At 61.1% G+C, this 25792-nt stretch carries 29 protein-coding genes and 4 pseudogenes; 17 read left to right on the forward strand and 16 right to left on the reverse strand.

All coding sequences use genetic code 11. From position 1 onward, the window contains the following. Positions 1 to 50 precede the first annotated feature (50 nt). Genes A4G99_RS20940 through A4G99_RS20950 form a run of 3 tightly spaced genes read left to right on the forward strand, consistent with a single transcriptional unit; the run spans position 51 to position 1317 of the window. Positions 51 to 536 carry a hypothetical protein gene (locus A4G99_RS20940; RefSeq protein WP_066147920.1) on the forward strand — a complete coding sequence of 162 codons (486 nt, stop codon included), beginning with the start codon at positions 51 to 53 and terminating at the stop codon, positions 534 to 536. 3 nt (positions 537 to 539) lie between these two features. Then, complete coding sequence (locus A4G99_RS20945) at positions 540 to 1019, forward strand: hypothetical protein (RefSeq protein ID WP_066147923.1); 480 nt, start codon at positions 540 to 542, stop codon at positions 1017 to 1019. A 40-nt stretch (positions 1020 to 1059) separates the two neighbouring features. After that, entirely contained in the window at positions 1060 to 1317 is a 258-nt protein-coding gene (locus tag A4G99_RS20950; RefSeq protein ID WP_066147925.1) for a hypothetical protein, read from the forward strand. A 26-nt stretch (positions 1318 to 1343) separates the two neighbouring features. On the opposite strand, the gene A4G99_RS20955 is transcribed toward A4G99_RS20950, so the two are convergent. The 6 genes from A4G99_RS20955 to A4G99_RS20980 all read right to left on the reverse strand — a co-directional run bounded on the left by A4G99_RS20955 (position 1344) and on the right by A4G99_RS20980 (position 4118). Then, complete coding sequence (locus A4G99_RS20955) at positions 1344 to 1556, reverse strand: hypothetical protein (protein WP_066147928.1); 213 nt, start codon at positions 1554 to 1556, stop codon at positions 1344 to 1346. A gap of 6 nt (positions 1557 to 1562) precedes the next feature. Beyond that, a complete protein-coding gene (locus A4G99_RS20960) occupies positions 1563 to 2090 on the reverse strand; it encodes a hypothetical protein (RefSeq protein WP_066147931.1) in 528 nt (175 codons plus the stop codon). A 3-nt stretch (positions 2091 to 2093) separates the two neighbouring features. After that, positions 2094 to 2345 (reverse strand): hypothetical protein, encoded by a 252-nt coding sequence (locus A4G99_RS20965; RefSeq protein WP_066147933.1) that lies wholly within the window; start codon positions 2343 to 2345, stop codon positions 2094 to 2096. A 44-nt stretch (positions 2346 to 2389) separates the two neighbouring features. Further along, positions 2390 to 2770, reverse strand: a complete 381-nt coding sequence (locus tag A4G99_RS20970; protein WP_223302090.1) for a hypothetical protein — start codon at positions 2768 to 2770, stop codon at positions 2390 to 2392. After that, the gene (hpt, locus tag A4G99_RS20975; protein ID WP_066147938.1) at positions 2730 to 3296 is read right to left on the reverse strand and encodes a hypoxanthine/guanine phosphoribosyltransferase; all 567 of its coding nucleotides are present in this window, start codon (positions 3294 to 3296) and stop codon (positions 2730 to 2732) included. The genes A4G99_RS20970 and hpt overlap by 41 nt, the downstream gene beginning before the upstream one ends. Positions 3297 to 3701: 405 nt before the next feature. Next, positions 3702 to 4118, reverse strand: coding sequence for a type IV pilin (locus A4G99_RS20980; RefSeq protein ID WP_066147942.1), 417 nt, complete (start codon positions 4116 to 4118; stop codon positions 3702 to 3704). A 480-nt stretch (positions 4119 to 4598) separates the two neighbouring features. Here A4G99_RS20980 and mbhE point away from each other — a divergent pair, with 480 nt between their 5' ends. From mbhE to mnhG, 7 genes and pseudogenes are all read left to right on the forward strand, one after another. Continuing rightward, a complete protein-coding gene (gene mbhE, locus A4G99_RS20985; protein ID WP_066147946.1) occupies positions 4599 to 6995 on the forward strand; it encodes a hydrogen gas-evolving membrane-bound hydrogenase subunit E in 2397 nt (798 codons plus the stop codon). Next, a complete protein-coding gene (locus A4G99_RS20990; RefSeq protein ID WP_066147950.1) occupies positions 6992 to 7477 on the forward strand; it encodes an MnhB domain-containing protein in 486 nt (161 codons plus the stop codon). Before mbhE ends, A4G99_RS20990 begins: the two co-directional genes overlap by 4 nt. Then, positions 7477 to 7853 (forward strand): annotated as a pseudogene (locus tag A4G99_RS20995) (sodium:proton antiporter). Before A4G99_RS20990 ends, A4G99_RS20995 begins: the two are co-directional and overlap by 1 nt. After that, the gene (locus tag A4G99_RS21000) at positions 7846 to 9459 is read left to right on the forward strand and encodes a complex I subunit 5 family protein (RefSeq protein WP_066147955.1); all 1614 of its coding nucleotides are present in this window, start codon (positions 7846 to 7848) and stop codon (positions 9457 to 9459) included. Before A4G99_RS20995 ends, A4G99_RS21000 begins: the two are co-directional and overlap by 8 nt. Beyond that, a complete protein-coding gene (locus tag A4G99_RS21005) occupies positions 9456 to 10016 on the forward strand; it encodes a Na+/H+ antiporter subunit E (protein WP_066147956.1) in 561 nt (186 codons plus the stop codon). Before A4G99_RS21000 ends, A4G99_RS21005 begins: the two co-directional genes overlap by 4 nt. Further along, complete coding sequence (locus A4G99_RS21010) at positions 10009 to 10305, forward strand: monovalent cation/H+ antiporter complex subunit F (protein ID WP_066147959.1); 297 nt, start codon at positions 10009 to 10011, stop codon at positions 10303 to 10305. The genes A4G99_RS21005 and A4G99_RS21010 overlap by 8 nt, the downstream gene beginning before the upstream one ends. Continuing rightward, a pseudogene (mnhG, locus tag A4G99_RS21015) lies at positions 10302 to 10648 on the forward strand (monovalent cation/H(+) antiporter subunit G). The gene A4G99_RS21010 and the pseudogene mnhG overlap by 4 nt, the downstream one beginning before the upstream one ends. A gap of 36 nt (positions 10649 to 10684) precedes the next feature. Here mnhG and A4G99_RS21020 read toward each other — a convergent pair. The 5 genes from A4G99_RS21020 to A4G99_RS21040 form a co-directional block, all read right to left on the reverse strand. Continuing rightward, positions 10685 to 12001: an ArsB/NhaD family transporter gene (locus A4G99_RS21020; protein ID WP_066147961.1), complete on the reverse strand. Its 1317-nt coding sequence runs from the start codon at positions 11999 to 12001 to the stop codon at positions 10685 to 10687. 321 nt (positions 12002 to 12322) lie between these two features. Then, positions 12323 to 12769 carry a universal stress protein gene (locus A4G99_RS21025; protein WP_066147963.1) on the reverse strand — a complete coding sequence of 149 codons (447 nt, stop codon included), beginning with the start codon at positions 12767 to 12769 and terminating at the stop codon, positions 12323 to 12325. A 125-nt stretch (positions 12770 to 12894) separates the two neighbouring features. Then, on the reverse strand, positions 12895 to 13671 hold the full coding sequence (locus A4G99_RS21030; protein ID WP_066147966.1) for a mechanosensitive ion channel family protein: 777 nt from the start codon (positions 13669 to 13671) through the stop codon (positions 12895 to 12897). Then, the gene (gene dacZ, locus A4G99_RS21035; protein ID WP_066147969.1) at positions 13672 to 14484 is read right to left on the reverse strand and encodes a diadenylate cyclase DacZ; all 813 of its coding nucleotides are present in this window, start codon (positions 14482 to 14484) and stop codon (positions 13672 to 13674) included. It abuts the gene before it with no gap. A 134-nt stretch (positions 14485 to 14618) separates the two neighbouring features. Then, positions 14619 to 14888 (reverse strand): hypothetical protein, encoded by a 270-nt coding sequence (locus A4G99_RS21040; RefSeq protein ID WP_066147972.1) that lies wholly within the window; start codon positions 14886 to 14888, stop codon positions 14619 to 14621. 83 nt (positions 14889 to 14971) lie between these two features. Between A4G99_RS21040 and A4G99_RS21045 the strand changes: the two genes are divergently transcribed. After that, positions 14972 to 15250 (forward strand): helix-turn-helix transcriptional regulator, encoded by a 279-nt coding sequence (locus tag A4G99_RS21045; protein ID WP_066147973.1) that lies wholly within the window; start codon positions 14972 to 14974, stop codon positions 15248 to 15250. Positions 15251 to 15254: 4 nt separating this feature from the next. On the opposite strand, the gene coaBC is transcribed toward A4G99_RS21045, so the two are convergent. Beyond that, complete coding sequence (gene coaBC, locus A4G99_RS21050; protein ID WP_066147976.1) at positions 15255 to 16421, reverse strand: bifunctional phosphopantothenoylcysteine decarboxylase/phosphopantothenate--cysteine ligase CoaBC; 1167 nt, start codon at positions 16419 to 16421, stop codon at positions 15255 to 15257. 614 nt (positions 16422 to 17035) lie between these two features. Then, complete coding sequence (locus A4G99_RS21055) at positions 17036 to 18964, reverse strand: ABC transporter ATP-binding protein (RefSeq protein WP_066147979.1); 1929 nt, start codon at positions 18962 to 18964, stop codon at positions 17036 to 17038. A gap of 94 nt (positions 18965 to 19058) precedes the next feature. Here A4G99_RS21055 and sugE point away from each other — a divergent pair, with 94 nt between their 5' ends. After that, on the forward strand, positions 19059 to 19376 hold the full coding sequence (gene sugE / locus A4G99_RS21060) for a quaternary ammonium compound efflux SMR transporter SugE (RefSeq protein ID WP_066147982.1): 318 nt from the start codon (positions 19059 to 19061) through the stop codon (positions 19374 to 19376). A 69-nt stretch (positions 19377 to 19445) separates the two neighbouring features. On the opposite strand, the pseudogene A4G99_RS21065 reads toward sugE, so the two are convergent. Further along, positions 19446 to 20554: pseudogene (locus tag A4G99_RS21065) on the reverse strand (OBG GTPase family GTP-binding protein). A 113-nt stretch (positions 20555 to 20667) separates the two neighbouring features. Here A4G99_RS21065 and A4G99_RS21070 point away from each other — a divergent pair. Further along, positions 20668 to 20880 (forward strand): hypothetical protein, encoded by a 213-nt coding sequence (locus A4G99_RS21070; protein ID WP_066147985.1) that lies wholly within the window; start codon positions 20668 to 20670, stop codon positions 20878 to 20880. A gap of 129 nt (positions 20881 to 21009) precedes the next feature. Further along, positions 21010 to 21486: a 50S ribosomal protein L11 gene (locus A4G99_RS21075; protein ID WP_066147988.1), complete on the forward strand. Its 477-nt coding sequence runs from the start codon at positions 21010 to 21012 to the stop codon at positions 21484 to 21486. A 13-nt stretch (positions 21487 to 21499) separates the two neighbouring features. Here A4G99_RS21075 and A4G99_RS21080 read toward each other — a convergent pair whose 3' ends face one another. Further along, entirely contained in the window at positions 21500 to 22246 is a 747-nt protein-coding gene (locus A4G99_RS21080; RefSeq protein WP_066147990.1) for a hypothetical protein, read from the reverse strand. Between the two features lie 172 nt (positions 22247 to 22418). Between A4G99_RS21080 and A4G99_RS21085 the strand changes: the two genes are divergently transcribed. The 3 genes and pseudogenes from A4G99_RS21085 to rpl12p all read left to right on the forward strand — a co-directional run bounded on the left by A4G99_RS21085 (position 22419) and on the right by rpl12p (position 24425). Next, positions 22419 to 23057: a 50S ribosomal protein L1 gene (locus A4G99_RS21085; protein WP_066147993.1), complete on the forward strand. Its 639-nt coding sequence runs from the start codon at positions 22419 to 22421 to the stop codon at positions 23055 to 23057. A 1-nt stretch (position 23058) separates the two neighbouring features. After that, positions 23059 to 24092: pseudogene (locus A4G99_RS21090) on the forward strand (50S ribosomal protein L10). Positions 24093 to 24101: 9 nt separating this feature from the next. Beyond that, complete coding sequence (rpl12p, locus tag A4G99_RS21095; protein WP_066147996.1) at positions 24102 to 24425, forward strand: 50S ribosomal protein P1; 324 nt, start codon at positions 24102 to 24104, stop codon at positions 24423 to 24425. A 153-nt stretch (positions 24426 to 24578) separates the two neighbouring features. Here rpl12p and A4G99_RS21100 read toward each other — a convergent pair whose 3' ends face one another. Further along, positions 24579 to 25769 carry a DHHA1 domain-containing protein gene (locus A4G99_RS21100; protein WP_066147999.1) on the reverse strand — a complete coding sequence of 397 codons (1191 nt, stop codon included), beginning with the start codon at positions 25767 to 25769 and terminating at the stop codon, positions 24579 to 24581. Positions 25770 to 25792: the final 23 nt, after the last annotated feature.

Here is a 25792-nt window from a genome sequence, read left to right on the forward strand (position 1 = left end):
ATCCTGTTAGAAAACTTTACATCGGACACATCCATAGCAAATGTCACCGAATGTCAAATTCGAACCTCCGTTCTGCGCTTACACCAAACCAACCCCTCCTCGTCGCCGCTGTCGTCCTCGTCGCGGTCATCACTACTTGGTTCTTCGTCCCGACCTTGCAGGGACACACCGCGGCGATGAACGTTCGATCTGCCAGCGTGACGACCGCCGATACCAGCGTGACCGCGGACGGATCGAACCTCGTGACGACACTGACGATCCACAATCCGACACAGCGGGACATCGTGTTTTACGACGGTCTGATACACGTTTACGACGGAGAAACGCAGTTAACCGATGGGACGTCGACACCCTTCGACGAGACGAACGTCCCCGCGAAGGAAACGGAGACGATTCGAATCAAAATGGACGCCGACCCCGATAGGGTTTCCCGGACGAGGCAAGCGGTGAAATCCGGGTCGATTTCGTTCACCGGATTCGTTCGCGGCCGGATCGGGGAGAAAAAGGTGCAGGTGTACGTACGCAACGAGGACTGAACGATGACTGAACCAAAAACAGGGACGAACACGAAGTCGAGGACGACCGAATGGGCGACCGACGAGGGGAACGACTCCCCACTGGTTCGTACGCTTTCGACCGTCGGCAAAGGAATACTCACCGGTATTATCGGCGGGATGGCGGCGTTCACCTACACTCAGTCGAGCCTGATCACGTGGACGATAAACCCGCAGTATGTCCTCCTGTTGGTCGCATCGACGGGGGCTTTCGCACACCTCCTCGCGTACGATTTGCACGAGAGCATTCGTATCGGCATCGTCGCGTTCCTCTCCGGAGCGATCACGCTGACGCTGTCGTGGGTCGCGCCGCTCTTGTTGCTTCCATACTCCGGAACTGCGCGCGACCTGTTGTTACCGAGGCTGCTCGGAAACGCCCTCCGAGGCGTTCTTCTCGTCTACGTGGGGGTATTCCTCGGCGCATACCTGCTGACGCTGACGGTGGATGCGTACGTGACAGCTTGAAACCGTGACAGTTTTGATCCGTCCGTCGATACCAGTACCCGTGTCAAAAGACCTACCAACGCGGGAGCGCTCGGCCCGAGAGCGCGGGACCTTCGCAAAACACGCGGACGATCCGACGGTCGCAAGCTATCTCTCGTCCCTCTTTTTCCTCCTCTCGGTTCCGGTGCTCCTCCTCGTCACGTTCGTTGGTCATTCATACGGGCTGTACTCGTACGGAGCCATCGTTCCCGCCTTTGCAGGGCTTCTGTTCGTCGCGATCACGCTCGTCTTCGTCATCATGCACGTCCGAACCCGCTGACCCGAACGAACTGCCAGCGGCGGTAATCAGAACGTGCTGTTCCGAATCGTCATGTAGAACATGATGATCATCGCGGAGATGAGGAGCAGGAACTCCAGTTGAGTGATCGACTTTTGCTTCGAAACCACGAAGAGGATGAGACTCGCTCCACCGAGTACCGCGACGGCGACGAACAACAGTATCGTGATATTGGTCTCGTCACTGACCCAGTAAAACACCCGGTCGCCAAGGCCGTCCATAGCGGTTCAGAACGGAACTCCTTCGTACACACACTCGACGGGGTCGAGGACGAGTTGAAGCGCAAGCGCATAGCTTGCCAAGGCGAGTTTCGGATCGGCAACGAAGTCCGTGTTTTCGTCCCGCCATTCGGCGACGCTGGCAGCGAACCTGACGTGTGAATCGTGAATCGTCATGAGCCACTCCGATGGGAGTTCGACGGGATCCCCCTTATTTGTCACCCGAAAGAGATATTTGAAGGTAGCGTCTCGGCGGCCGCTGATGTCCTCACCTGCCTGAAACTCGGGTAGTTGTGGCGTGCCGAACAGTTGGATGAGACGGAACAGTGGAACCCCGATGTCGTTGGCGTTGGTACCATCGCTATCGTCGCTGACGTATGCGACGACGTTCAAATCCTCCCGTTCACGAACGTTGTCCTCGATGAGGAGCGCACCGTTCTCCCGACGTGCTTCGATTTCCGACCGTGGAACGGGTTCGACGAGGATGTCCTGAAGTTCCTCGAAGTCCGGGGCGTCCGGATGGTTTCTGATATCCATTGCTTAGTATGCGAAGTAGTTGAATCCACGCCAGCCAGCGTAGCCGACGGCGAAGAGGGCGGCGCCCGTGACGATGACGACGAGCGATTCGCCACCCGTCATCGTGTCCGCCATCTGCGGGATGAGCTTGAAATACAACGACAGACCGAACAGCAAGTAGATGTATCCGACGACGATGCCAAGGAGGGCGATAATTATCGACAGTAGCCCAATCGGACCACGCAGCGATTTAGGGACGCTAGTCTTCAACGCCATGGTTTGTGCTAATTGGGCACAATCATAAACGTTCTGCAACGAGTTCACTCGCTTTTATTCCGCTCGCGCTCTCTTTTTTCGAGATTTTCCATACTCTCCCCCGACAGCGGCGACATTCGTTCGTCGAACTCCTCGCTCCCCTCCGGTTTCGCCGCCGCTTCCCGTCCCGAAAAATACGAGGAGATGAACAGTTCGTGGTTTTCACGGAGGGAGTAGCCAACGTACACGAGGATAATACCCGGCAGTACCCGAAGAACGGCCGCAGGCGATGTGATTCCGTAGCTACCCACCACGACCGAACCGTGAATGGCATCGCCAACGAGGAGCGCTCCAGTGACGAGCGTCGTCGTCGAAAGCATCGACAGGAACTGACGGGAGACCATCTTATCCGTCGCCGTGTTCGTCGACGATGACGACTTCGCCATCTTGGACGTCCACGTTGATGAGCGTCTTCACCGTATAGTCCGTGTCGTCCAGTTCGTTCGCGCCGACCTTCTTGATGACGGCACACACGTCCACCACATCCGCACCGATGTATTCGAGCGCTTGCGTGACGGCCTTCATCGTTCCGCCCGTCGAGAGCACGTCGTCCAACAGGAGCACGCGGTCACCCTCGTCGACGTTGTTGATGAACATCTCGTTCTCCGAGTAGCCGGTTTGCTGGGAGAGCGAAACCTCCCCGTCGAGTCCGTACTGGCGCTTTCGGATGACGACCAGCGGGATGTCCGTCATCAGCGAGACGGCCGTCGAGATGTGGATTCCCATCGCCGCAGGGGTGACGATCTTATCGACGTTCTCCAGATCCGCCTTTCGGATGATCTTGATGACGATTTCGCGCAGCAGCGTCGGTTCGAGCATCGGAATCCCGTCGCTGATGGGGTGTACGAAGTAATGATAGCCGTCTTTCTCGATGATCGGGGCGTCCAGAAGGGACTCCTTCAACTGGTCCATGTTGGTCGTATTCCGTCCATCAGTAAAAGGTGATGGATATGGATTCTCGCAAATCGAGGTTTACGGAGCGGTATGTGGTGGGAGAACAGATTTCGATGTGCGAGAGGTTAGATCGTTACGCGATGAAATGGGTCCCCGTCGGTTGCGAGGTGGTCGCCGAATTCGTCACGTCCACCACTTTCACTTTCAGTCCGGATAAGGCTCATCGCTTTTACACTCTCCCCCCTACGAAAATATGCGGGTTGGAAAAACCCGCGACAAATCGATTGCCAACAACACCCCCCCTACCCTACTAACCCAGCAGGGTTCGATTTGTTTCCATCCTTTCACCGAACGACGGCGCCTGTCGAAAAGAAGTCCATTCTCTAATGAAAAATACCGAAACGATAGCGTAGAGCCGGGAAATCAGTTGACCGTATAGGTGGAAACGACGCTCGGTTTACCACTTACAGTCGCTTTGACGACGATTTTGTCGCCACTTTCACATTCAGTTGCGGAGATTATCCCACCGACCTCATCGAAGTTCTCACTCTCACCGATTTCCCCAGCAACTTCACAATCCTGCGACGTTACGGATACGTTCTCGGCGCTCTGGACGTTTCCGAGTTGGGTCAACTGAACGTCGACCGAGTTACTACTAACTTGGTCGAACGACACGCCCACTTGTGCATTCTTGTCCACGTTGTTCCCCAGGCCCATCACGAACGTTCCGATCACGGCCGCCAAGATGACCGTAATGGCAACCATTAGTATCACGCCGATTACGGGACTCACGCCTCTGCTGTCAGACAGTTTCGAACTGAATTTTTCCTTGAGTGTCATATATCGAATTCTCCTTCGACGCGCTGTCGCACCAGCAGAACTTTCCCTCGTCGGTAAAATATCCGATAGTTACGATCAGATACCTGAAACAGGATATATCGAACCTGACTCGGATTTGCTTTCTCCGGATGGTATGCGCGTTATAACAGGATTTGCTACTACTCCCTAATAAAGATATGGCTGTATATATTTATTCCACTATATGTGATACTTCTCAGCGTAGCGGATGTATTTTAGAATCCGAATTTTGAAACTAACATCCTTTCGAATCGTCTCGAACGTTCGACACCTATACCCAACAACGTATCCACCTGCTGAAAGAAGAACGCGGAACTCCGTGATGTCACGAAACTAATCTACTCGGGTATCGTGTCGGAACAAATCACGGCCGGTTTGAGAACTGTTAAGGTACGTCCATCGCCACTTTCGAGCGTGCAATCGCCCTCGAATTCGGCAGGCCTCGTTGTGCTTGTGTTGGTGATGCTCCCCTTCGCGGCGGCGGCCGTGACGCCGCTCGTCTACCGCGTTCTCCGCGACCGAACCGCCTACTACGCGGCGGCGGTGGCGCTCGCGTGCTTCGGGATGGTCGCCAGCCTGCTCGGCACGAACGCCTCCGTTTCCTTCCCGTGGATTCCCTCGCTCGGAGTCTCGCTTCGCTTTTACGTGGACGGACTCTCGCTGCTCATCGGGTTCCTCGCCAGCGGCGTCGGCGTCCTCATCCTGACGTATTCCGGACGATACATGGACGGAGAACCGGGCAAGGAGAAGTATTACACCACACTGCTGGCGTTCATGGGGTCGATGCTCGGCGTGGCGTTCGCCGCCGACCTCATCTCCCTGTTCGTCTTCTGGGAACTGACGAGTCTCACGTCGTTCGTCCTCATCGGCCACTACTCCGACCGACCGTCGGCACAGTACGCCGCGCGGAAGTCGATGCTCATCACGGTCGCCGGTGGGCTGTTCATGCTGATAGGGTTCCTCCTCATCCACGACGTAACCGGGACGTACGCGATGTTCGGACCCAACGGAATCCTCACGCCTGCAAACGTCGCCAACGCGAGCGAACAACTCCACTCGAACGGGTTGTTCGTTCCCGCACTCGTGCTCATCGCGGTCGGTGCGGCGGCGAAATCCGCGCAGGTACCCCTACACATCTGGCTGCCGAACGCGATGGAAGCGCCGACGCCGGTGTCTGCGTTCCTCCACTCCGCGACGATGGTCAAGGCCGGTGTCTACCTCGTCGGTCGATTCCGTCCGCTGTTCCTCCCGGAGGAGGTTCACGCGATTCCAGACTGGATGCTGCTCTTTGCGATTCTGGGGTTGGTGACGATGACCGTCACGGCCATCCTCGCCGTCGCCGCGACCGACATCAAGGAACTGTTGGCCTACTCGACGGCGAGCCATCTCGGACTCATCATCGCGGGTTTCGGCTTCGCCTCCGAGTTCGGGGCCGAGACCGGCGCATTCCACATCCTCAACCACGCGATGTTCAAGGCGGCGCTGTTCCTCGTCGCGGGGATCATCGCGCACGAAGCGGGGACCAGAACGATCGACCATCTCGGCGGTCTGTGGCGTGACCTTCCGATCACGGCGGCCGTCACGGTCATCGCCGCCCTCGGAATGGCTGGCGTTCCGCCGTTCAACGGCTTCTACTCGAAGGAACTGCTGTTCGAATCGGCCTACCACGCGGCTCACGTTCACGGCGGCCTCGCGTGGTTGTTCCCCGTCGTCGCCGTCTTCGGGAGCATCTTCACGTTTCTGTACTCCGTTCGGTTCATGATGCTCTTCTTCGGCGAGAAGCCGACGGGATTGGGACACGTCCATCGTCCGCCGCTCGCCATGCTGGTTCCGCCCGTCATCCTCGGAATCATCGCGGCGCTCATCGGCCTCGGCGGCGTGACCGACACGTTCGGTATCGCACCGACCGCGCTCAATCACTTCGTCGGGACGGTCGTGGAAAGTGTGCTTCCGCCGGGGGCGGGCGGACACGTCGAACCGGTTCATTTCAGCTACCACCTTCCGACCGCCGTCACACCGGCCGCCGTGATGAGCGCGGTCACCATCGGTCTCGGCCTCGTCACGTACCCGTACTACGACGACCTCCACGAGGGGGTGAACCGCCTGCTCGCCATCGACCCGCTCCGCGTGAACTGGTGGTACGACAACGCGGTGGACGGACTGAGCGACCCGCGGGTGGCGACGATGCTCCGCACTCGAAGTGCGCCGCTCCGAACGTACGCCGTCTGGCTCTTCGCGACCATCGCCGTTCTGACGCTCGGCGCGTACGCCGCAGCATCGTCGTCGATTCCGGCGATTTCCGGAGCCGTGGTGACGCTCCCGACTATCTTCGTTTTGTTCGTGGCCGTGGTCGCGGCGGTGGCGGTCACCGTCGCCGACTCGCACATCGCGGGAGTGCTCACGCTTTCGGTGATGGGGTTCATGGTCGCGATATTCTTCATCCTCGGACGCGCGCCTGACCTGGCGCTGACGCAACTGATCGCCGAGACGCTCATCCTCGTCATCTTCCTGCTCGTGCTGGAAAAGCTCCCGGCGTATTACGGGAGGATCGGTCGCTGGACGGCGGCACGGGACGCCATCGTGTCCGCGGCCGTGGGGTTCACCGTCTTCCTGACGGTGCTGTTCACGACCGCGGCGAATCCGAAGGAGGGAATCGCTTCCTTCTTCGTCGAACACGCGGGCGTCCCGAAATCACACGGTTCGTTCCTCTTCGATTACGGCGGTGGCTCGAACATCGTCAACGTCATCCTCGTCGACTTCCGTGCCTTCGACACGATGGGAGAGATCAGCGTCATCGCGATGGCCGCACTCGCAGTCCTCACGCTGATCGCCATGCGAGGACGGGGTGAGATGCAATGAGCGACGAAGCCGACACGACGGTCATCACCCGAACCGTGACGCGGACCGTCGTTCCGCTGATCCTCGTGACGGCCATTGCCTTCCTCCTCCAAGGTCACAACCTCCCCGGAGGGGGTTTCATCGCGGGAGTCATGACCGCTACGGCGGTTGCACTCATCTACGTCGTCTTCGGTCAGGCCTTCCTCGAAACGGACATCATCGCGGGGTCGGCCGTCGGGCGGGACGGGACGCGCGAAGTGGGTACCCGACAGGTGTCGGCGTTCCTCACCGTCTTCGCGCTCGGCCTCACGATAGCCGCGGGAAGCGGACTCGTTCCCATCCTGTTCGAGGCGCCGTTTTTGACCCAAGCGGTGGTGTTCGTCGAGCATCTCCCGATCGTTCACGACATCGAATTAACCAGCGCCTTCGCGTTCGATTTCGGCGTCTATCTCGTCGTCGTCGGGGCGCTCCTGACCGTACTCGCGGTGGTGGGAGCCGAATGATGGCGTCGGAACTCCTCGTGGCCGCCGAACCCCAACGGCCGCAGTTCTTCGTCGCGCTCGTCTTGGGCATCCTGTTCGCCGTCGGGACGTTCTTGATCCTTCGGCGCGACGTCGTTCGAGTCGTCTGGGGGCTCACCGTCTTCAGCCAGGCGACGAACGTCTATCTCATCTCGATGGGTGGGTTCTCCGGTCGCGCTCCCATCCTCGAAGGTCACGGCGGCGGGTCCGGCGTGACGACCCGCTCGTTCAGGCACTCGTCCTGACCGCCATCGTCATCAGCTTCGCCACGACGACGCTGGCGCTCGTGCTAACCTACCGCGCCTACCAGGAGAACGGAACGATCGATACCACGATGCTAGGAGGAAACAATGACTGATACGATCATCGTCGCGCCGCTTCTGATACCGCTCTTCACGGCCATCGCCACGCTGTTGGCTCGCCGACGCCTCCGTCTGCAACAGGGAGTGAGCCTCCTCGGAAGCGTCGCCTACCTCGTCGCCGTCGCAGTACTGTTCGCCCGCGTCGTCCTTCCGGTCGGTTCGACGCCGCGCGTCCTCGTCTACCAGGTATCGAACTGGCCCGCGCCGTTCGGTATCTCGCTCGTCGCCGACGCGCTGTCGGTGTTCATGCTCGTCATCGCCGCGGTGGTCACGCTCGCCGCGCTCGTCTTCGCCGTCGTCTCCATCCAGCCCTACGGCCAGCGTCTCTCGTTTCACTCGCTCTATCACTTCCTCGTCCTGGGCGTCACGGGGTCGTTCCTGACGGGCGACGTGTTCAACCTGTTCGTCTGGTTCGAGGTCATGCTCATGGCGAGCTACGTCTTCGTGCTGTTCTACAGTGGACCGGAGCACACGCGGGCGGCCCTCTCCTACGTCGTCCTCAACCTCGTCGGGAGCGCGGTCATGCTCCTCGGCATCGGCGGCCTTTACGCCACGACCGGGACGCTCAACATGGCCGACCTCGCCCGGCGTCTGTCCGATCCGGCCGCGTACGGCATCGACGTCGCTCCCGTCTTGGGACTGGCCGCCCTGCTGTTCGTCGTGTTCGCGCTCAAGGCGGGGTTGGTGCCGCTTCACTTCTGGGTCCCCGACGCGTACGCCGTCGCACCGACACCCATCACCGCCGTACTCGCTGGCGTCGTGAAGAAAGTCGGCGTGTACGCGATCATCCGACTCTACTTCACCGTCTTTGCAACCGCGTCGCTTCCGGTCTTCGAGTCCGTCCTCCACGGGACGTCGATACTCTCGTTCTTCGCCCCCGTCCTGTTCGTCACAGCGGCCGCGAGCATCATCTACGGCGGCCTCGCCGCGGTCGGCAGCGACGACCTCGACCGATTGCTGGCCTACTCCTCCATCGGGCAGGTCGGATTCATCGTCATGCCACTCGCGGTGGCGGCCGCAGTTTCCGATCCCGAGTTGCGAGCGCTCGGCGTCGTCGCGGCGCTCGTTTACTCCGCGGCCCACGCGCTGGCGAAGAGTCTGCTCTTCCTCACCAGCGGCGTCGTCTCGGCGTCGTTCGGAACCTCGTCGCTCGACCAACTCGGCGGGGTGGCGTCGTGGCGGCCGTCCCTCGCGGGCGGCGCGTTCGTCGGGATGCTCGCCCTCGTCGGCATTCCACCCCTTCTCGGTTTCTTCGGGAAACTGTTCGTGTTCAACGTGGCTGTGCAGGTGCTCACGACGAATCCGGTCGGTGGCCAACTCGTGCTCGCCGTCACGCTCGTCGGCGCGGTCCTCACTATCGCGTACACCACTCGGCTGTGGAACGCCGTCTTCTGGGGTACCCGGACTCGTTCGACGACCGGTGTCGTCTCCCGACGGCCCCTCGCGGTTCAGCTAACCGTCGTCGTGGGTCTCGCGGCACTGGTGGTCGCGTTCGGCCTCGGTTTCCAACTGGTATCCGTCGCCGCCCACGCGGCCGCTCAAGCGGCCACCGATACGGGTGCCTACGTTAACGGCGTGGGGCTGATGGAGGTGGGTCGATGAGGCGTCGATGGATGTTGCAGGGGGTCGCGCTCGCCGTCCTGTGGATGTTGGTTCGCGGTGCGACGCTCACGGTTTCGGGATTCGTGACGGAGTTCGTGCTCGGACTCGGGGTCGGTCTCGTCATCTCCTACTCGCTCCGTCGATTTTACGCTCCCAGAAGCCCGCTCGTCTGGCGTCCTCGAACCCTTCGATACGTCCTCGGCTACGTGTGGACGTTCGTCAAACAACTGGTCGTCTCCAACCTCGACGTCGCACGACTCACGCTCTCGCCGTCGATGCCCATCGAACCGACGGTCGTGGATGTGCCGCTCAGGGTTCGCAGCGACGTCGCCATCACGACCATCGCCAACAGCATCACGCTCACGCCCGGAACGCTCACCATCAACTACGACGAGGAGGACCACTCCCTCTCCGTCCACAGTATCGACGGCGACAGGGAGTCGCTCGTCGAATCCGTCCGAACGTGGGAGGACTACGCGTTCGTCATCTTTGGCGAGACGCCGACACCGATACCCTCGTCCAGGGACGAGTGGGCAGGAGGGAAGGACGATGACTGAACCCACGATGATCGCACAGGCCTACGACGCCGTGCTCACCATCGCGCTCATCCTCACGAGCGTGCTCACGCTCGCCTGTAGCTACCGGGTCATCCGCGGGCCGACCGCCCCCGACCGCGTCGTCGGATTGGAGACCGTGGCAACGAACGTCGTCGCCATCGCGGTGCTCGTCGCCCTCCTGGCCGACCGTGGGTTCTACGTGCTGATCGCGCTCGAACTGGCCATCGTCGGCTTCGTCAGCACGATTGCTGTCGCCAAGTTCGTCATCGGGGGTGACGTCATCCGATGACTTCGCTCGCGTTCGCCCTACGGCTGGTGGAAATCGTGCTCGTCACCGTGGGCTGTTTCTTCCTCACGGTCGGGACCATCGGACTCATCCGACTCCCCGACGTGTACAATCGGCTTCACGCCACGACGAAGTCGACGACGCTCGGCGCGGCGTCCATCTTCCTGGCCGGTGCCGTCCACTTCGGTCCGTTCGGGCCGGACATCCCTTCCCTCGTCGGCATCGTCTTCCTGTTCATCACGGCACGACCGGCGCGCACATGATTTCGCGGTCGGCCCGAAAGATGGACGTGCCGTTCTTCGACGTCGAGGACGGGAAAAACGGGAAGAGCGAGAACGAACGGTGAGAGCGAGAACGAGAGAGTGCGAAAAAACGAAAACGTCTACGCGAAGTTCGGGAGAACGAAGAACCGCACCGTGAGATCGAGAATCCCGGTGAAGACCGTCACGAGCATGATGGCCGTCCCGTACCGTAGCCAGTAGCGGAACGTGATCGGGTCGCCGTGACGCTCGCTGATTTTGACGGCCACGACGGTCGCGGAGGAACCGATGTAGGTGGCGTTCCCACCGAATCCGGCACCCATCGCGAGCGCCCACCAGAGTTCGTTACCGTGGAGACCGAGTTGCGAGTTCATCGAGTTGATGACCGGAATCATGGCCGCCGTGAACGGGATGTTGTCGACGATACCCGAACCGACGGCCGAGATGAGCAGCACGACGATGGAGGCCGAATAGTGGCTCGTGCTCAGGCTCGCGATTGCCTTCGCGACCGTCGTGAGGACGCCGGTTTTGGCGATCCCGTCGACGACGACGAACAGGCCCGCGAAGAACAGGAGCGTCGTCCACTCGACGCGGGAAACCATCTCTTCCATGTCCTGATTGGCGATGAGTAAGAGCAACGAAGCGCCAGCCAGCGCCACTGTCGCCGGTTCGAGACCCGTGATTCCCTGCAGGGCGAACCCGACGGTTACGAGGACCAGAACACCGAGGCTCCGGTAGAGGAGTCCCCAATTTTTGACCTGCTCACGCGGTTCGTGGTCGAGGATACTGTTTTCGGTGGTACGTTCCCGGATGATCTCGTTCGCCTCCTCGATTTTGTCCGAGAGGTAGTAGCGGAAGGCGATGAGCGTGAGCACCATGCTCAGGAGGACGACGGGCAGCAGATTGTAGAGGAAATCGACGTAGGTGAGCCCTGCCGCGCTCCCGATGATGATGTTCGGCGGGTCGCCGACGAGGGTTCCGACGCCGCCGATGTTGGCGAAGGTCGCCTCCATGAGCAACACCGGTTTGGCGTCCACGCCGAGGTCGTCACAGATGCGCAGCGACACCGGCGCGACGAGGAGCACCGTCGTGACGTTGTCGATGGTCATCGACCCGATGGCGGTGAGGACGCTGAACAGCACGATCATGTAGTAGTAGTTCCCGCGAGAAACCTTGGCGGCGTACACAGCCAGCGCCTCGAACAGGCCGGTCTCTTCGAGAATTCCGACGATAAGCATCATCCCGAGCAGGAGACCGATGGTGTTCCAGTCGATGGCGGTGATGACCTCCTCCTGCGAGAAGTAGTCGAAGATGATACCCAACAGCACCATCGCGGCGGCACCCGCCATCGCGACGGTGGAGCGGTCGATACGTTCGCTGATAATGAGCGCGTACGTGAGTATGAAGACGGTTACTGCCGCGATAAGACCGTAATCCATCAACGGTCACCTCTATCGGCGACTACATCTACTTCGCTTCCAACAGACGGTGCCGACGTGTTCGAACAATAACGGAATACACGTCGGCCCCGGTATGCACTATCCATCATGCTGTGTTTGATTCGGTTTTCATCCCCTAAATGTACCGATTTTAGTCACTGGAGCGCGATACGAACCCGTTTTCGAGAACAATCGTTATGATTCGTTTGCTCTACGCGTCGTCCCACAGCTTGACTCGTTGGCTCCACGCGTCGTCCCACAGCTGTCTTTTTTCCGAGAAAATGAGCGGTTCCGATGCGATCTTCCGGTCGGCCGAACGCGTCAGTCGTCGTCGGCGTCTGCCGGATCCTCGATGTGGATCACCAGGACGGGAACGGTGGCCGACCGGACGACGTGTTCGGTCACGCTGCCTGAGATGACACGACCGATTCCGGTACGCCCGTGGGTTCCCATGACGATGAGGTCGATGTCGTGTTCGTCGGCGTACTTGACTATCTGCTCCGCAGACGAACCGGAAATGACCGTCCCCTCGGCCTCGACGCCCTCGCTTTCGGCCTGCTTGACGACGCCTTCCACGATGTCCTCCCCCATCTCCTTGAACTCGTCGTCGACGCTGATCGAGCTGACCGACGACGGGAGCGTGTCCGCGTCCACGGTGTGGAGGACGTGAAGCTTCCCGCCGTCCTGTTTGGCCTGGTGGATCGCGTGCTCGACCGCTTTTTCGGAGACGTCGCTTCCGTCCGTCGGAACCAACACGTTGTCGTACATACTGGAAGAATAAACCGGCTGGTTCAAGGAAGTATCGGTGAACGAGACTCAACGTCGGTCGAGTCGGGGAGGCTCGTCGGCACGACGGACGAGCGCTCGAAACAGCGAAAATCGCCCTCGGGGGATCAGTTTCGAAGTCGGACCGCACCCTTCCGGAAGACGAGATGGTTGGGAATGATGAACTCCTCGCCGTCGTTTTCGATGTGAGTGACGAACAGATCTACCTCCTGGACGATACCCTGGTTTCCGGCGACACGGACCTCGTCGCCGATGCCGTAGGGTTGGTTGAGCAAGAGATAGATTCCCGCCGCGGAGGAGCGGAGGAGGTCCCAGAACGCCACCGCGCCGAAGACGATGGCGGCGACGACGTACGCGCCGAAGAGGACGAGCAAGGTCATCACCGCGATGCCGATCTGGCTCAGCGCGATGAGCGAGGCGATGTAGACGATGCTGTACTTGACGATTCGGGGGATGACGTTGACTTCGGGGAGTTTGACGCTCCGGAGTCGCTCGCTGACGAGCAGTTCGGCCTTGTCCGCAACGATGAACCCGATGATGAACACGAGTGCCGCGACGAACAACTGCGGTGTGAAGAGGATTATCTGCCAGAAAAGTTGCGTGCTCAGCGGTAGTTCGGCCGTGTTGAGCGCGAGAAGGATCGTGACGCCGTAGATGAACCACGACGTGAGACGGGCGATGAGAGAGACCGTCGTGGTACCGAGGCTTCGGGCGGTGCGCTCGAACGGCGTCCCCTCCACGACTTCGTGGAGTCCTGCGGCACGGAGGATACGCATGTTCAATCGACCGAGCAGATACCCGGCGATGCCACCGACGATGAGAATGAGGATGGCGAGGACGATTCGGTACTCCTGTTGGAGGAGTACCTGCCATTCCGCGGCCATCTAATAAGCCTCCGGGTCGAGTTCCAGAATTATCTCACCGCCCTTGAACGCCCGAACGAGCCCATCACTCTCCGAGAGGACGATGGCCGTCGCGTTCGTATCGCGCGTGATCGCACCGCCCGCCATGTGGCGTGCACCGAGTCCTTTCGGGATGTCCACGCCCTCCGCCGACGGTTCGAGGTAGCGGTACGCCGAGACGATTTTGCCCGAATCGGAGATGACGAACGCGCCGTCGAGTCGGGAGAACTCCTTCAGCATGACGTTCACGATGGGGTCCCCGACGTGGACGTGGCTCTTCTCGAACGGGTTGTACGACAGCGGGCGGGACTTGTTCATCACTTTGCCCGCGTCACCGACGATGAACAGCGCGCCGACGGGTTTCCCTTTCTGTCCCTTCTTCCCCAGTTCGATGGCGACTTCGAACACGTCCCGGATGACGCCGGGGTCGGCCCGCGAGTTGGCGAACAGGTCGTAGATACCCGAGTGAACGTCCTCGTCCGCCCTGGTCTGGGTGACCGTATCGAGTCCGTCGCCGAACATGCTCGCCACGCAGGTCAGTTCGTCACCGTCCTCCGCGAATCCGTTGTCCATCGCCCCTTCGATGCCGAACCGGATGCGGTCTTTGACGCTGGTGAATTCGAGCGGCAGTTCCACGAAGTTGCTCGCGCCGACGTTGTTGCTCGGGGCGACGACGACCACGTCCGTGTCGTCGAGTTCCGCGAACCGTTCGTAGTACGACCCGCTCGGAGAGAAGAGAAACACTGCGTCGACACCCCCGACGAGGTCCTCCAGAAGTTCGCTCAGGCTAGCCATTACAGAAGGCCACTCAATCCCCGGAGAAAAGGTTTGCGGGGGTATATGTCATCAGAAATCTCTTTTTACGGACGTGTCTCTCGTCGTTCACTGGAGATGTTTTGTCCATTTCCCCGAGTCCCCTGTTCGATTCGTTACATACCCATGTCCGCGGCGGGGTCGGGAACTGGCAGGTCGTTCGGTCGAACGCCAAGCAGTTCCGCCACATGGTCCAACGCCATGTCGAATCCGTAGTAACGTTCGATTTCAGGACTGTCGGCCGTTTCCCTGACTTTCAGCATCCCGTACCCTTCGCGGTTCTGTGCGACCGCCGCGGTTTTTCCCTCGCGCGAGAATTCGAGGATGCGCTCGTCGTCGGTTTCGGAGTAGCGGGCCGTGATGTCGTCGTCCGAGAGCGTCGTCATGGTCGCCGGTTCGAAGGGGGGACAGTCGAAGCTATCGGTTCCAACCCGAAAGCGACGTGAGTCTCGCCCCTCGATTGTCCCACATGACACGCTGGCACCAGAGCGGCACCCGCCGCGACATGTGCATCCTCCTCGCCGAGGCCGGGGAACTCCGCGGCCAGAAACTCAAGACGAGACTCGAATCACACTACGACAAACAACTCGATCCGAAGCGATACTACGCGACGCTGGAGCGCCTCGTCGAAAGCGGGCACGTGGAGCGACGGGTCGAAGGGCTATACGACGTGTTCACGCTGACAGAAATCGGGGAACAACGGCTACGGGAGCAGTTCGAGTGGATGCGGGAACGGGTCGAGGAGTAGGGTCTCACTCGTCTGCAAGTTCGCCCGCGAGTTCCTCGGCGACGGTGAGTCCCAGTTCGTCCTTGCTCCCGCTGTACTCCCGGACGCTGTTCGGCCGGACGAACAGCGTCCTCGTTTCCTCCTCCCCCATGACGCTCGCGTCGTTCGCGACGACGAACGAGCAGTCGGCCCGTTCCAGGGTTTCACGGGCGGCGACGACCATCGCGTCGTCGTCGCCGCTCGTTTCGGCCTTGAACCCAATGATGGGGAGGGTGGGATGTTCGTCCCGAACCGTGTCGATGAGTTTGGGAGTCGGATGCAAGTCGAGGGTGAGTTCCCGTCCCGACCGGATCTTTTCGTCCTCGTCGTCGGCGGTGTAGTCGCTGATGGCGGCGACGGAGACGAGAGCGTCGGCCGGAAGTCCTTCGATGTGCTGGCGGACGGCGTCGAGCATCTCGGCGCTGGTCTCGACCTGCTCGACGGTGGCGTAAGGGACGGTCGGTCCGTCGTGAATCAGCGTGACGGAAGCGCCGTAGACGTAGCAGGCGCGGGCGACCGCTCGCCCCGTCTTTCCGGAGGAGCGACTCGTGATGATTCGGACGGGGTCGATGGCCTCGCTGGTCGCGCCGCTGGTGATCACGACGCGCTTTCCGCCGAACAGGTCGGGGGTGGTCGCGCGGGCGACGTCGAGCGCGATGGCGTCCTGAGTGGCGATTTTCGCCTTCCCTTCTTCGATTCTCGGGTCGACGAACGCGACGCCCCACGATTCGACGCGGTCGATGGCATCGAGGACGCCGGGGTGGTCGTACATGGGTTCGTGCATGGCGGGCGCGATGACGACGGGCACGTCCGCGCCGAGTGCCGTCGTCGCGCAGGTCGTGACGGGCGTGTCGTCGATGGCTCCCGCGATTTTCCCGACGGTGTTCGCCGTCGCGGGCGCGACGAGGAACACGTCGGCCCAGCCCTCACGGCCGCAGAGTTCGACGTGTTCGACTTTCCCCGTTATCTCGGTGACGACCGGGTTGTCGGTGGCGAACTCGACGGCCCACGGATTGATGATGCCCTTCGCGCTCGGCGACATCACCGCGCGGACGTTCGCGCCGCGCCTGCGCAACTCGTGTGCCAGTTCGACCACTTTCACCGCCGCGATACTTCCGGTCACCCCCAAGGCCACGTTCACTCCGGTCAGCATTATCCGATAGTGGGTGGGGTACCCCGAAAAAAGTCACTGGTTCGATGGTTGGGTGGATTACGACTCAGCAGCGATGGTGGAGGTTCAGAATCACCCGACTGCTCGCTCCGAGTGAATGACTCTGTAACTACTTTGGCTGCAATTACTGAGAAGCAGACGTCGAAAGCCCCCGTCCGTTCGCGGTCGCTCAGCGACATCTCGATTCGTCGCTGGCGCTCCTCACGAGAGAGGTCACTGAGACGACCACGCGGTGCGCGAACGACGGCCCCTTTCAGTCCGCCCACACTACCGCCCCGCTACCGCACCACACCCTCCCCAACCGATTCGCTCGGTCGCTGGCGCTCCCTTACTCATCCCTCGCGCGGGAAGCCAGACAGGCCCTCTGCCGACCGCTGGCTTCGGGCCTGTTGGCGCACGCGCCGTACATTGGTTCCGTATCGTCATAGCCCGTCCTTCCGAGTGGCGCGGTGCGGTGGCGGTGCGGAAATTCATTGTTGCTCGGTCATTGTAGTCACAGAAGTAGCAAAATCCTCCCGTCAGTAACGAACAGAGGTATTCAAAATCAGTTTCCCAGCAACTGCAACCACAAAACAACCCAAACCGTCTCACCCATCCTATTCTCGACTCACTTGACTCGCACTCGCCCGCCGAGAAGCCTCCAACACGAACTCCTCGGACAAGGCATCGATCTCCCCGGCCTGCACGCGCCAGAGGTTGGCGTACAGTCCGTCGTTGTCCAGCAGTTCCTCGTGGGTGCCGCGCTCCACGATTTCTCCTTCTTCCACGGAGAGGATGGTGTCCGCGCCCTTCACCGTCGAGAGGCGGTGGGCGATGATGAACGTCGTGCGGTCCTCGGTGAGTCGGTCGAGACTACGCTGGATGAGCATCTCCGTCTCGGTGTCCACCGCGCTCGTCGCCTCGTCCAACACGAGCAGTTCGGGGTCGGCCAGAATCGTGCGGGCGATGGAAATCCGCTGGCGCTGGCCGCCCGACAGCTTCAGTCCGCGTTCGCCGACCCGCGTGTCGTAACCGTCGGGGAGGTTGGTGATGAAGTCGTGTGCCTCGGCGGCCTTCGCGGCCGCCACGATATCCTCGTGGCTCGCGTCGAACGCCCCATACGAAATGTTCTCCTCGACGGTGCCGTCGAAGAGGAAGGTGTCCTGCCCGACGTAGCCGATGTGCCCGCGCAGGCTCTCGACCGTGAGGTCGCGCACGTCGTGGCCGTCCACTCGAATCGCGCCGCCCGTCACGTCGTAGAGGCGCGGGAGAAGCTTGCAGATGGTGGACTTCCCGGCACCCGTCGGCCCGACGAGGCCGACCGTCTCGCCGGGTTCGGCGGTGAACGTCACGTCCGATAAGACCTCGTGGTCGCCCTCGTAGGCAAAGTCGACGTGGTCGTACTCGACCTCCCCCTCCACGTCGTCGGCGTCCAGCGCCACGGCGTCCGGACTGCTGGTGATGGCCGGTTCGATGGAGAGCAAGCCGAAGATGCGTCGTGCGGAGGCCTTGGCGTCCTCGTAGCGGTCCACCACCTCGCTCATCTGCGTGAGCGGTTCGACCATCCGTTGGGTGAGGATGAGGAAAGTGACCATGTCACCGACGCTGGGAGACGCCCCCGAAAAACCGAGCGGCGGACCGGAGAGGAGCCACAGTCCCCCGACGACGAACGTCGCGGCGAACGCGATGGAGGTGAGCAACTGCATTCCCGGTCGATAAATGAAGTTCATCCGGAGCGCCTGCCAATCCCGGCGGAAGTAGTCGTAGGAGACCTTCCGAACGCGTTCGCCCTCGAACGACTCCGTTCCCGCGGTCTTGATGACCTCGATTCCGGCGAGGTTGTTCTCCAGCCGCGTGTTCAGGTTCCCGACCGACGACCGAACTCCCGAATAGAACTTCTCGATCCGCTTCATGAACCACCACGTGAACAGCGCCGCGACGGGAATGACGGCCATCGTGACGAGCGCGAGTTGTGGACTGGTCAGAAAGAGAATCGCGCCGATGCCGACGATGAGGACGAACAACTGGACGGCGCTCCCCATCATGTTGTCGAGGAACAGTTCGAGGCGGTTCGCGTCGTTGTTCAGGACGCTCATCAACTCGCCCGTCTTGTGGTCGTCGAAGAAGGTCATGTCCAACCGCTGCATCCACTGGTAGGTCGAGGTCCGAACTTCGTGTTTGACGCGGTGGGAGAACAGGTTCAGGCTGGACGACCGCGCAAAGTTACAGAACGCCGCGAGTACCATCGCCACGCCCATGATTTCGGCCGAGAACCAGAACTGGCCCATCTGCGTCGTCGGAATCCACGACTGAGGGACGAAATAGAGCGAGTACGCGTTGCTATTGAACGACTCGGCGAACACCGAATCGATAGCGACCCCGAGCACGAGCGGCGGCACGAGCGACAGTAACCGCGACAGCAGACTCGTTATCAGTCCGATGACGAACCAATGGTAGTGGTCGCCCCCGTATTCGGCGAACAACCGATACATCGGTCGTTCCACTTCCTCCCCCAATTCCTCCGGGTCGACCTCGTCGGCACTCATTCCGTGAACGGTTCAGATGGAATTCATAAAGAGTCACGGGTTTCGGCAGGCTGGGAAACGCAAGACATAGTTCGCCCGTCCCGAGAGTCGAACCATGTCGTGGAAGCTGCTCGTCGTCGCCGGACTGTTCGAAGTCGCGTGGGCCATCGGCCTCGAATACTCCGAGGGCTTCTCGAAACTCTGGCCCTCCGTCTTCACCGTCGTCGCCCTCGTGGTCAGCATGGCCTTGCTGGCGAAGTCCCTCCAGACGCTCCCCGTCGGCACCGCCTACGCCGTCTGGACCGGCATCGGTGCGGTCGGGACGGCAATCCTCGGAATCGCCCTCTTCGACGAATCCGCCGACGTGCTGCGGGTCGTGTTTATCGGGGTGATCGTGGTGGGAATCGTCGGCCTGAATCTCGTCTCCGGCTAACCCCACGAGATGATTTGTCCGGAGCTGTACTGTTAGAAAACTCCCCAAGCGTACACGCCCGAGCCGTCCCTATTTCCGAAGAATCAACCGAAGTACGTCCTCGTCCGCGAGTTCGTGTTCCACGCCGACCTGCTGTTCGTCGTGCTTGGCGCTCGGACCGCTGACGCGGGCGAAGCGGAACCGCTGCCCCAATTCCCCACCGAGGTAGTTGCAGGCGTCCTCGATGGTGCTGCCCTGCGGGAGGACGAGCGGTTCCTCGTAATCGACGCCGCGTCCGGGTTTGTCCATGTAGATCCGCATGAGACCGAGTTCCTCCCAAATCTTCTCACGGAGCGCGTCGAGACCCTTCTCCTTCTCGGCGCTGATGAACACGGATTCGTCCGGGTCGATGTCGTGGTCGCGGAGTTCCCCGCGGACTTTTTCGGCGTAGTCGTGCTCGATGAGGTCAACCTTGTTCACCGTGACCATCGACGGGAGGTAGACGCGGTTGTCCATGATGCCGTCGATGAGGCGGTCGATGTCCACCGTTTCGCGCAGGGTGACGTTCGCGTTGACGTATCCACGCTCGCGGAGGATTTCTTTGATGGCGTTCTCTGAGAGGTCCTGGTCCGCGCTGGACGTGACGCGGATACCGCCGCGGCCCTTCTTGGCGATGGAGATGCTGGGCGGCGTGGAGTCCAGCCGAATCTTGTTCTCGTACAGTTCCTCCTGCAAGCGTTCGTACTGGTCGATTTCGAAGACGGAGAGGACGAAGACGACGAGGTCGGCCGCACGAACCACGGAGAGGACCTCCTGTCCGCCACCGCGCCCGTGCGCGCACCTTCGATGAGCCCCGGCACGTCGAGGAGTTGAATGTTCGCTCCGTTGTACTGCAACATCCCGGGGTTCACGTTGAGCGTCGTGAACTCGTAGTCACCGACTTCGCTCTCCGCGGCGGTGAGCGAGTTCAACAGCGTCGATTTACCGACGCTGGGGAAGCCGACGAAAGCGACGGTCGCGTCGCCCGTCTTCTCGACGGCGTACCCCTCTCCGCCACCGGCGGAGGACTGGTTCTGTAGCTTCTCCTTTTTCTCCGCGAGCTTCGCCTTCAGCCGACCGATGTGGCTCTCGGTGGACTTGTTGTAAGGCGTATCCGAGATTTCCTCGCGGAGTGCTTCGATTTCCTCCTCCAGTCCCATTAGCAACACGTCAGCCGTGACTGCCGAAAAACTTGTTCCTTCTCGTCAGCGGTATTTTGTCCCTTAATTCGACACGTTAATACGTTTCGGCCTGTCACATGATGTGAAGTCAAATGCCGGACCCTGCCCGTCTCCGCGATAGCACGCAAATCGTCCTCCACCGCGACTCACTCGATGGGATCCGCTGCGAACTCGAACACAACTTCATGCTGACTATCGTTTCGGCGAGCGGCGAATGCGACGAGTGGCTCCGGCTCATCGGCAGTCCGGTCGAGATAAAGAACGCGAGTCAATTTTTGGGACGGCACGGCGTCAGCCTGCCGTAATCGGGTTTCAGCGGTCGTCGTATCCCTTCAGTGGTTAGGTGAACGGTTCTTACCCGCGGAGAGCCGATCCCACCGTTCTCCAGCACCCGAAAAGAAATCCTTAAAACTCCGGCGAGATTTCGGATACGTATGGTAGATACGATAGAAGTACTCGTCCCCGGTGGACAGGCCAACCCCGGCCCACCACTCGGCCCGGAACTCGGCCCGACGGCGGTCAACGTGCAGGAAGTCGTCAACGAGATCAACGAGCAGACGGCTGCGTTCGACGGCACGGAAGTGCCGGTCACCGTCTTCGTCGAGGACGACGGCGGCTTCAGCCTCGAAATCGGTGTCCCGCCGACGGCGGCGCTCGTCAAGGACGAGGCCGGATTCGATACTGGCAGCGGCGAACCCCAGAAGGATTTCGTCGCCGACCTCTCCATCGACCAAGTGAAAAAGATCGCCGAACAGAAGAAACCCGACCTCCTCGCCTACGACACGAAGAACGCGGCGAAGGAAGTCGTCGGAACGTGTGCCTCGCTCGGTGTCACCATCGAGGGCGACGACGCACGCGAGTTCAAAGCCAAAGTGGACGCCGGCGAGTACGACGACGCGCTCGCGGCGTAAACTGGATTCTTCTTCATATCCACAGCAGTATCGCGGAGTAGCCACCGGCACCGAGTGCGAACGCCCAGAAGCGACTGCGCCGTTCTTCCGGGAGTTCTTCTTTGATGACGTTGAGGATGACGCCACCAGCGAGGAACGCAAAGAGGGTGTTCACGACGGCTTCGTCCACGTGCGTGGCGATACCGATTCCCCACCCAACGACGACGGCGGCGGCGAGCACCCAGCGGCCGACCCGGTCGTAGGTGTCCCGGTGGTGGTCCCGAAAGCCGTAATCGTTGACGATGAAGTGAAGCGCCATGGCCGTCGCGTACAGCATGAGGCTGATGATTCCCGGTTGCTCCCGATGCACGAGCAGGTAGCCGATGAGCGCGTTGTACGTCGTGAACGCGCCGACGTGAATCCAGAAGACGCTCATGGTCGTCCCCGGTTGGGTGGTCTTTTCCGGATCGGTAGAACGATTCTCGTAGCCCGATTCCTCCGCGAGTCGTTCCAATCCGTAGAACAGCGCGAACCCGCCGAGCGCGACGAGGAAGACGTGGCGCTCGAAGAATCCGGCGAGGAGCGGAACCGATTCGAGTATCGTCCCGCCCTTGAGTTCGGGGAGGACGTGGACGAAGACGTAGGCGACGGACGCGCCGCCAGCGATCGAGAGCCAGTAGTTTCGCGGTATCCCTCGAAACGCGCGTACCTGCCCGGCGCCGAGGTGCACGGACGCGAGCGTGATGGCCACGAGGCCGGTGAGAAGCGTCGATGTCGTCATCGCTGTCTGTACGTGATTCGTGCCCAAACCGCAAACCAATGGTGGCTCGACGGGGTATCTCGCCGAAATAGTTCGACGGGTTTAAGTTCCGCATGCGTCAAATTCGGGTGAGACAGGCATGGCCTGTTTCACTGACCCGTAGGAGCATTCCTGCGTACTACGGAGGTGAACGATGGCAAATAATGAGATAGAGCAAGCAGTCTCTCGCGCACTCGAGGACTCACCTGAGCGGAATTTCCGCGAAACGGTGGACCTCGCAATCAACTTGCGCGACCTCGATTTAAACGATCCGTCGAATCGTGTCGACGAGAGTATCGTACTCCCGTCCGGAACCGGCCAAGATACCAAGATTGTCGTCTTCGCGGAGGGTGAGACAGCCCTTCGTGCGGAGGACGTCGCGGACGACGTTCTCTCGGGCGACGAACTGGAAGACTTGGGCGATGACAACGACGCGGCAAAGGACCTCGCGGACGAAACGGACTTCTTCATCGCCGAGGCGTCGATGATGCAAGACATCGGTCGATACCTCGGTACCGTTCTCGGTCCGCGCGGTAAGATGCCGACGCCGTTGCAACCCGACGACGACGTCGTCGAGACCGTCAACCGGATGAAAAACACCGTCCAGCTTCGGAGCGGCGACCGACGAACGTTCCACACGCTCGTCGGCGCGGAAGACATGTCCGCCGAGGACATCTCCGACAACATCGACGTTATCGTTCGGCGTCTTCACTCCAATCTGGAGAAAGGACCGCTCAACGTCGATACTATCTACGTGAAAACGACGATGGGACCGTCGGTGGAGGTTGCCTAGAATGTCCGCAGAAGCCGAACACAAGACAGAGCACATTCCGGAGTGGAAGCGCGAGGAAGTCGCTGAGCTGACGGATTTCGTCGAGAACTACAACAGTGTCGGCGTCGTCAACATCACCGGCATTCCGAGCAAACAGCTCCAGAACATGCGCCGCGGTCTTCACGGAAGCGCGGAACTTCGCGTCAGCCGTAACACGCTGGTGCAGCGCGCGCTCGACGCCGTGGGCGGTGGCTTCGAAGACCTGGAGGAGTACATCACGGGCCAAATCGGCCTTATCGGGACGAACGACAACCCGTTCGGCCTGTACAAGGAACTGGAAGACTCGAAGAGTCCGGCACCGATCTCGGCCGGTGAGGTCTCCCCGAACGACATCCTCATCCCCGAGGGTGACACGGGTGTCGACCCCGGACCGTTCGTCGGCGAACTCCAGCAAGCCGGAGCATCCGCACGGATCATGGATGGCTCCATCCACGTGACCGAGGACAGCCTCGTCGCGGAGGAAGGCGACGAGGTTTCGCAGGAACTCGCGAACGTCCTCGCCGAACTCGGTATGGAGCCGAAAGAGGTCGGTCTCGACCTGCGCGCCGTCTATTCGGACGGCGTCATGTTCGAGTCGGACGAACTCGCCATCGACGTGGACGAGTACCGCACGGACATCGAGACGGCTGCGGCCTTTGCCCGCAACCTCTCGGTCAACGCCGTGTACCCGACCGAGCAGACCGCACCGCTGCTCATTTCGAAGGCCACGGGCGAGGCCAAGAGCCTCGCCTGCAGGCCGAAATCGAGAGCCCGGACGTCGTGCCGGACCTCGTGAGCAAAGCGGACGCACAACTGCGCGGACTTGCCGCACAAATCGACGACGAGGACGCGCTGCCTGAGGAGCTTCGCGGTGTCGAAGCACCCGCAACGGGCGGCGTGGCCGAGGAAGAAGAATCGACTGACGAAGAAGCAACTGAAGCCGAGCCTGAAGACGATGACGACGACGATGATGACGACGAAGACGCAGGCGCAGGTCTCGGCGCGATGTTCGGATAATTACTAACCATGGAATACATCTACGCAGCACTCATCCTGAACGAATCGGGCGAAGAGATCAACGAAGACAACCTCACGGACGTGCTCGACGCTGCTGGCGTCGACGTCGAAGAGTCCCGCGTCAAGGCGCTCGTCGCCGCACTCGAAGACGTGGACATCGAGGAGGCCGTCGAACAGGCCGCCGCCGTCCCCGCTGGTGGTGCCGCTGCACCTGCCGGTGGCGACGACGAAGGCGCTGCTGACGAAGCCGAAGAAGAGGAAGCCGCTGAAGAAGAAGAAGACGACGAGGACGAGGACGCCGGTGGCGAGGGCCTCGGCGAACTCTTCGGCTAAACGCGACGACTTCAACTCGAACACTTTCTTTCGGACGCCGCGTGGAGAGCGACGGCGTTCGCGGACGTGACCGACGGGATGGTTCTGCGGTTTCGACGTGATTGCTGGAGAGTGGACGTTCGTGTTCGAGGGGTCGGGCGTGAAGGAGGAGTTCTATTCCCGCAGATACGCCACGACTTCGTCCGGGTCCGCCGACAGGCCGCCGCCCTGTGCGAACGCCGGACTGCCGCCACCGCCGCCGCCGAACTCGGCTGTTACGTCGTCCACCACGTCGCCAGCATCGACCTCGCCAGCAGTACCGACGACGATGAACGTCGAACCGTCCTTTCCGGCGAGCGCGACCACGTCGGCCGTCTCGCCCGCGAGTTCCCGTACCCTGTCGCTCAGTTCGTTCGGGCCGACGCCGTCGATGGTTCCGACCAGCCACTCGTGACCGTTCCGGACGACGGTCTCCTCCGCGAGTTCCGCGATGGTCGCCCCGACGAGTTGCGATTTCGCGTCGGCCACCTCGGCTTCGAGTGCATCGATTTCGTCGGTGAGACGGGCGATTTCGTCGGGTAGATCTCCGATTCCGGTGCCCGCGGTTCGTGCGGCGTCCAGCGCGCTCAGTTTCTCCTCCGTCCGCGTGCGGATGGCTGGCGGGCCGACGGCGAACTCCACGCGCGTCATGCCCTCGCCGGGGTTCGACCGGTCGAGGATCGTCACCGGGCCGATTTCGCGGGTGTTCTCGACGTGCGTGCCGCCACAGGCCGCCACGTCCCAGCCGTCGATATCGACCACGCGAACCGTGTTCGAACCGCTCAACACGCCCTCTTCCGTTTTGGTGTTGAACGCGATTTCCTCCCGTTCCAGCGCTTCCTCCTTCGGGAGTTGTTCCCACGAAATGGGTATCGAGTCCCATACCGCGCGGTTCGTCAGGCGTTCGAGTTCCGCGAGAACCCCGTCGTCGATGTCCGTCGAGGTCTGGAAATCGACGCGAATCTTCTCCTCGCCGATGTCGAAGCCACCGTAGCCGAGATCGTCCAAGATTCGCCGACCCGCACCGTACAGGACGTGACTCGCCGTGTGCGAGCGCATGCAGTAGGTGCGAAACTCCTCGTCGATCTGGCCGTTGATTTCGTCCCCCTCGGCGAAGTCGGGCGTCGTTTCGAGGCTGTGAACCACCTCGCCGTCTCGTTTCTGTACGTCCACGACTTGAATCCCGTCGAGCGTTCCCCTATCGGCCGGTTGGCCGCCGCTCTCGGCGTAAAAATACGTCTCCGAAAGGACGATATCGGTGCCATCGACGGCCGAAACGGTCGCCTCGAAGCTCGTTCGATACGGCTCTGCTGGCGCGTGAGTCATACCCGTTCGTGCGAAACGGGCGG

The organism is Haladaptatus sp. R4 (assembly GCF_001625445.1).
GTDB lineage: Archaea > Halobacteriota > Halobacteria > Halobacteriales > Haladaptataceae > Haladaptatus.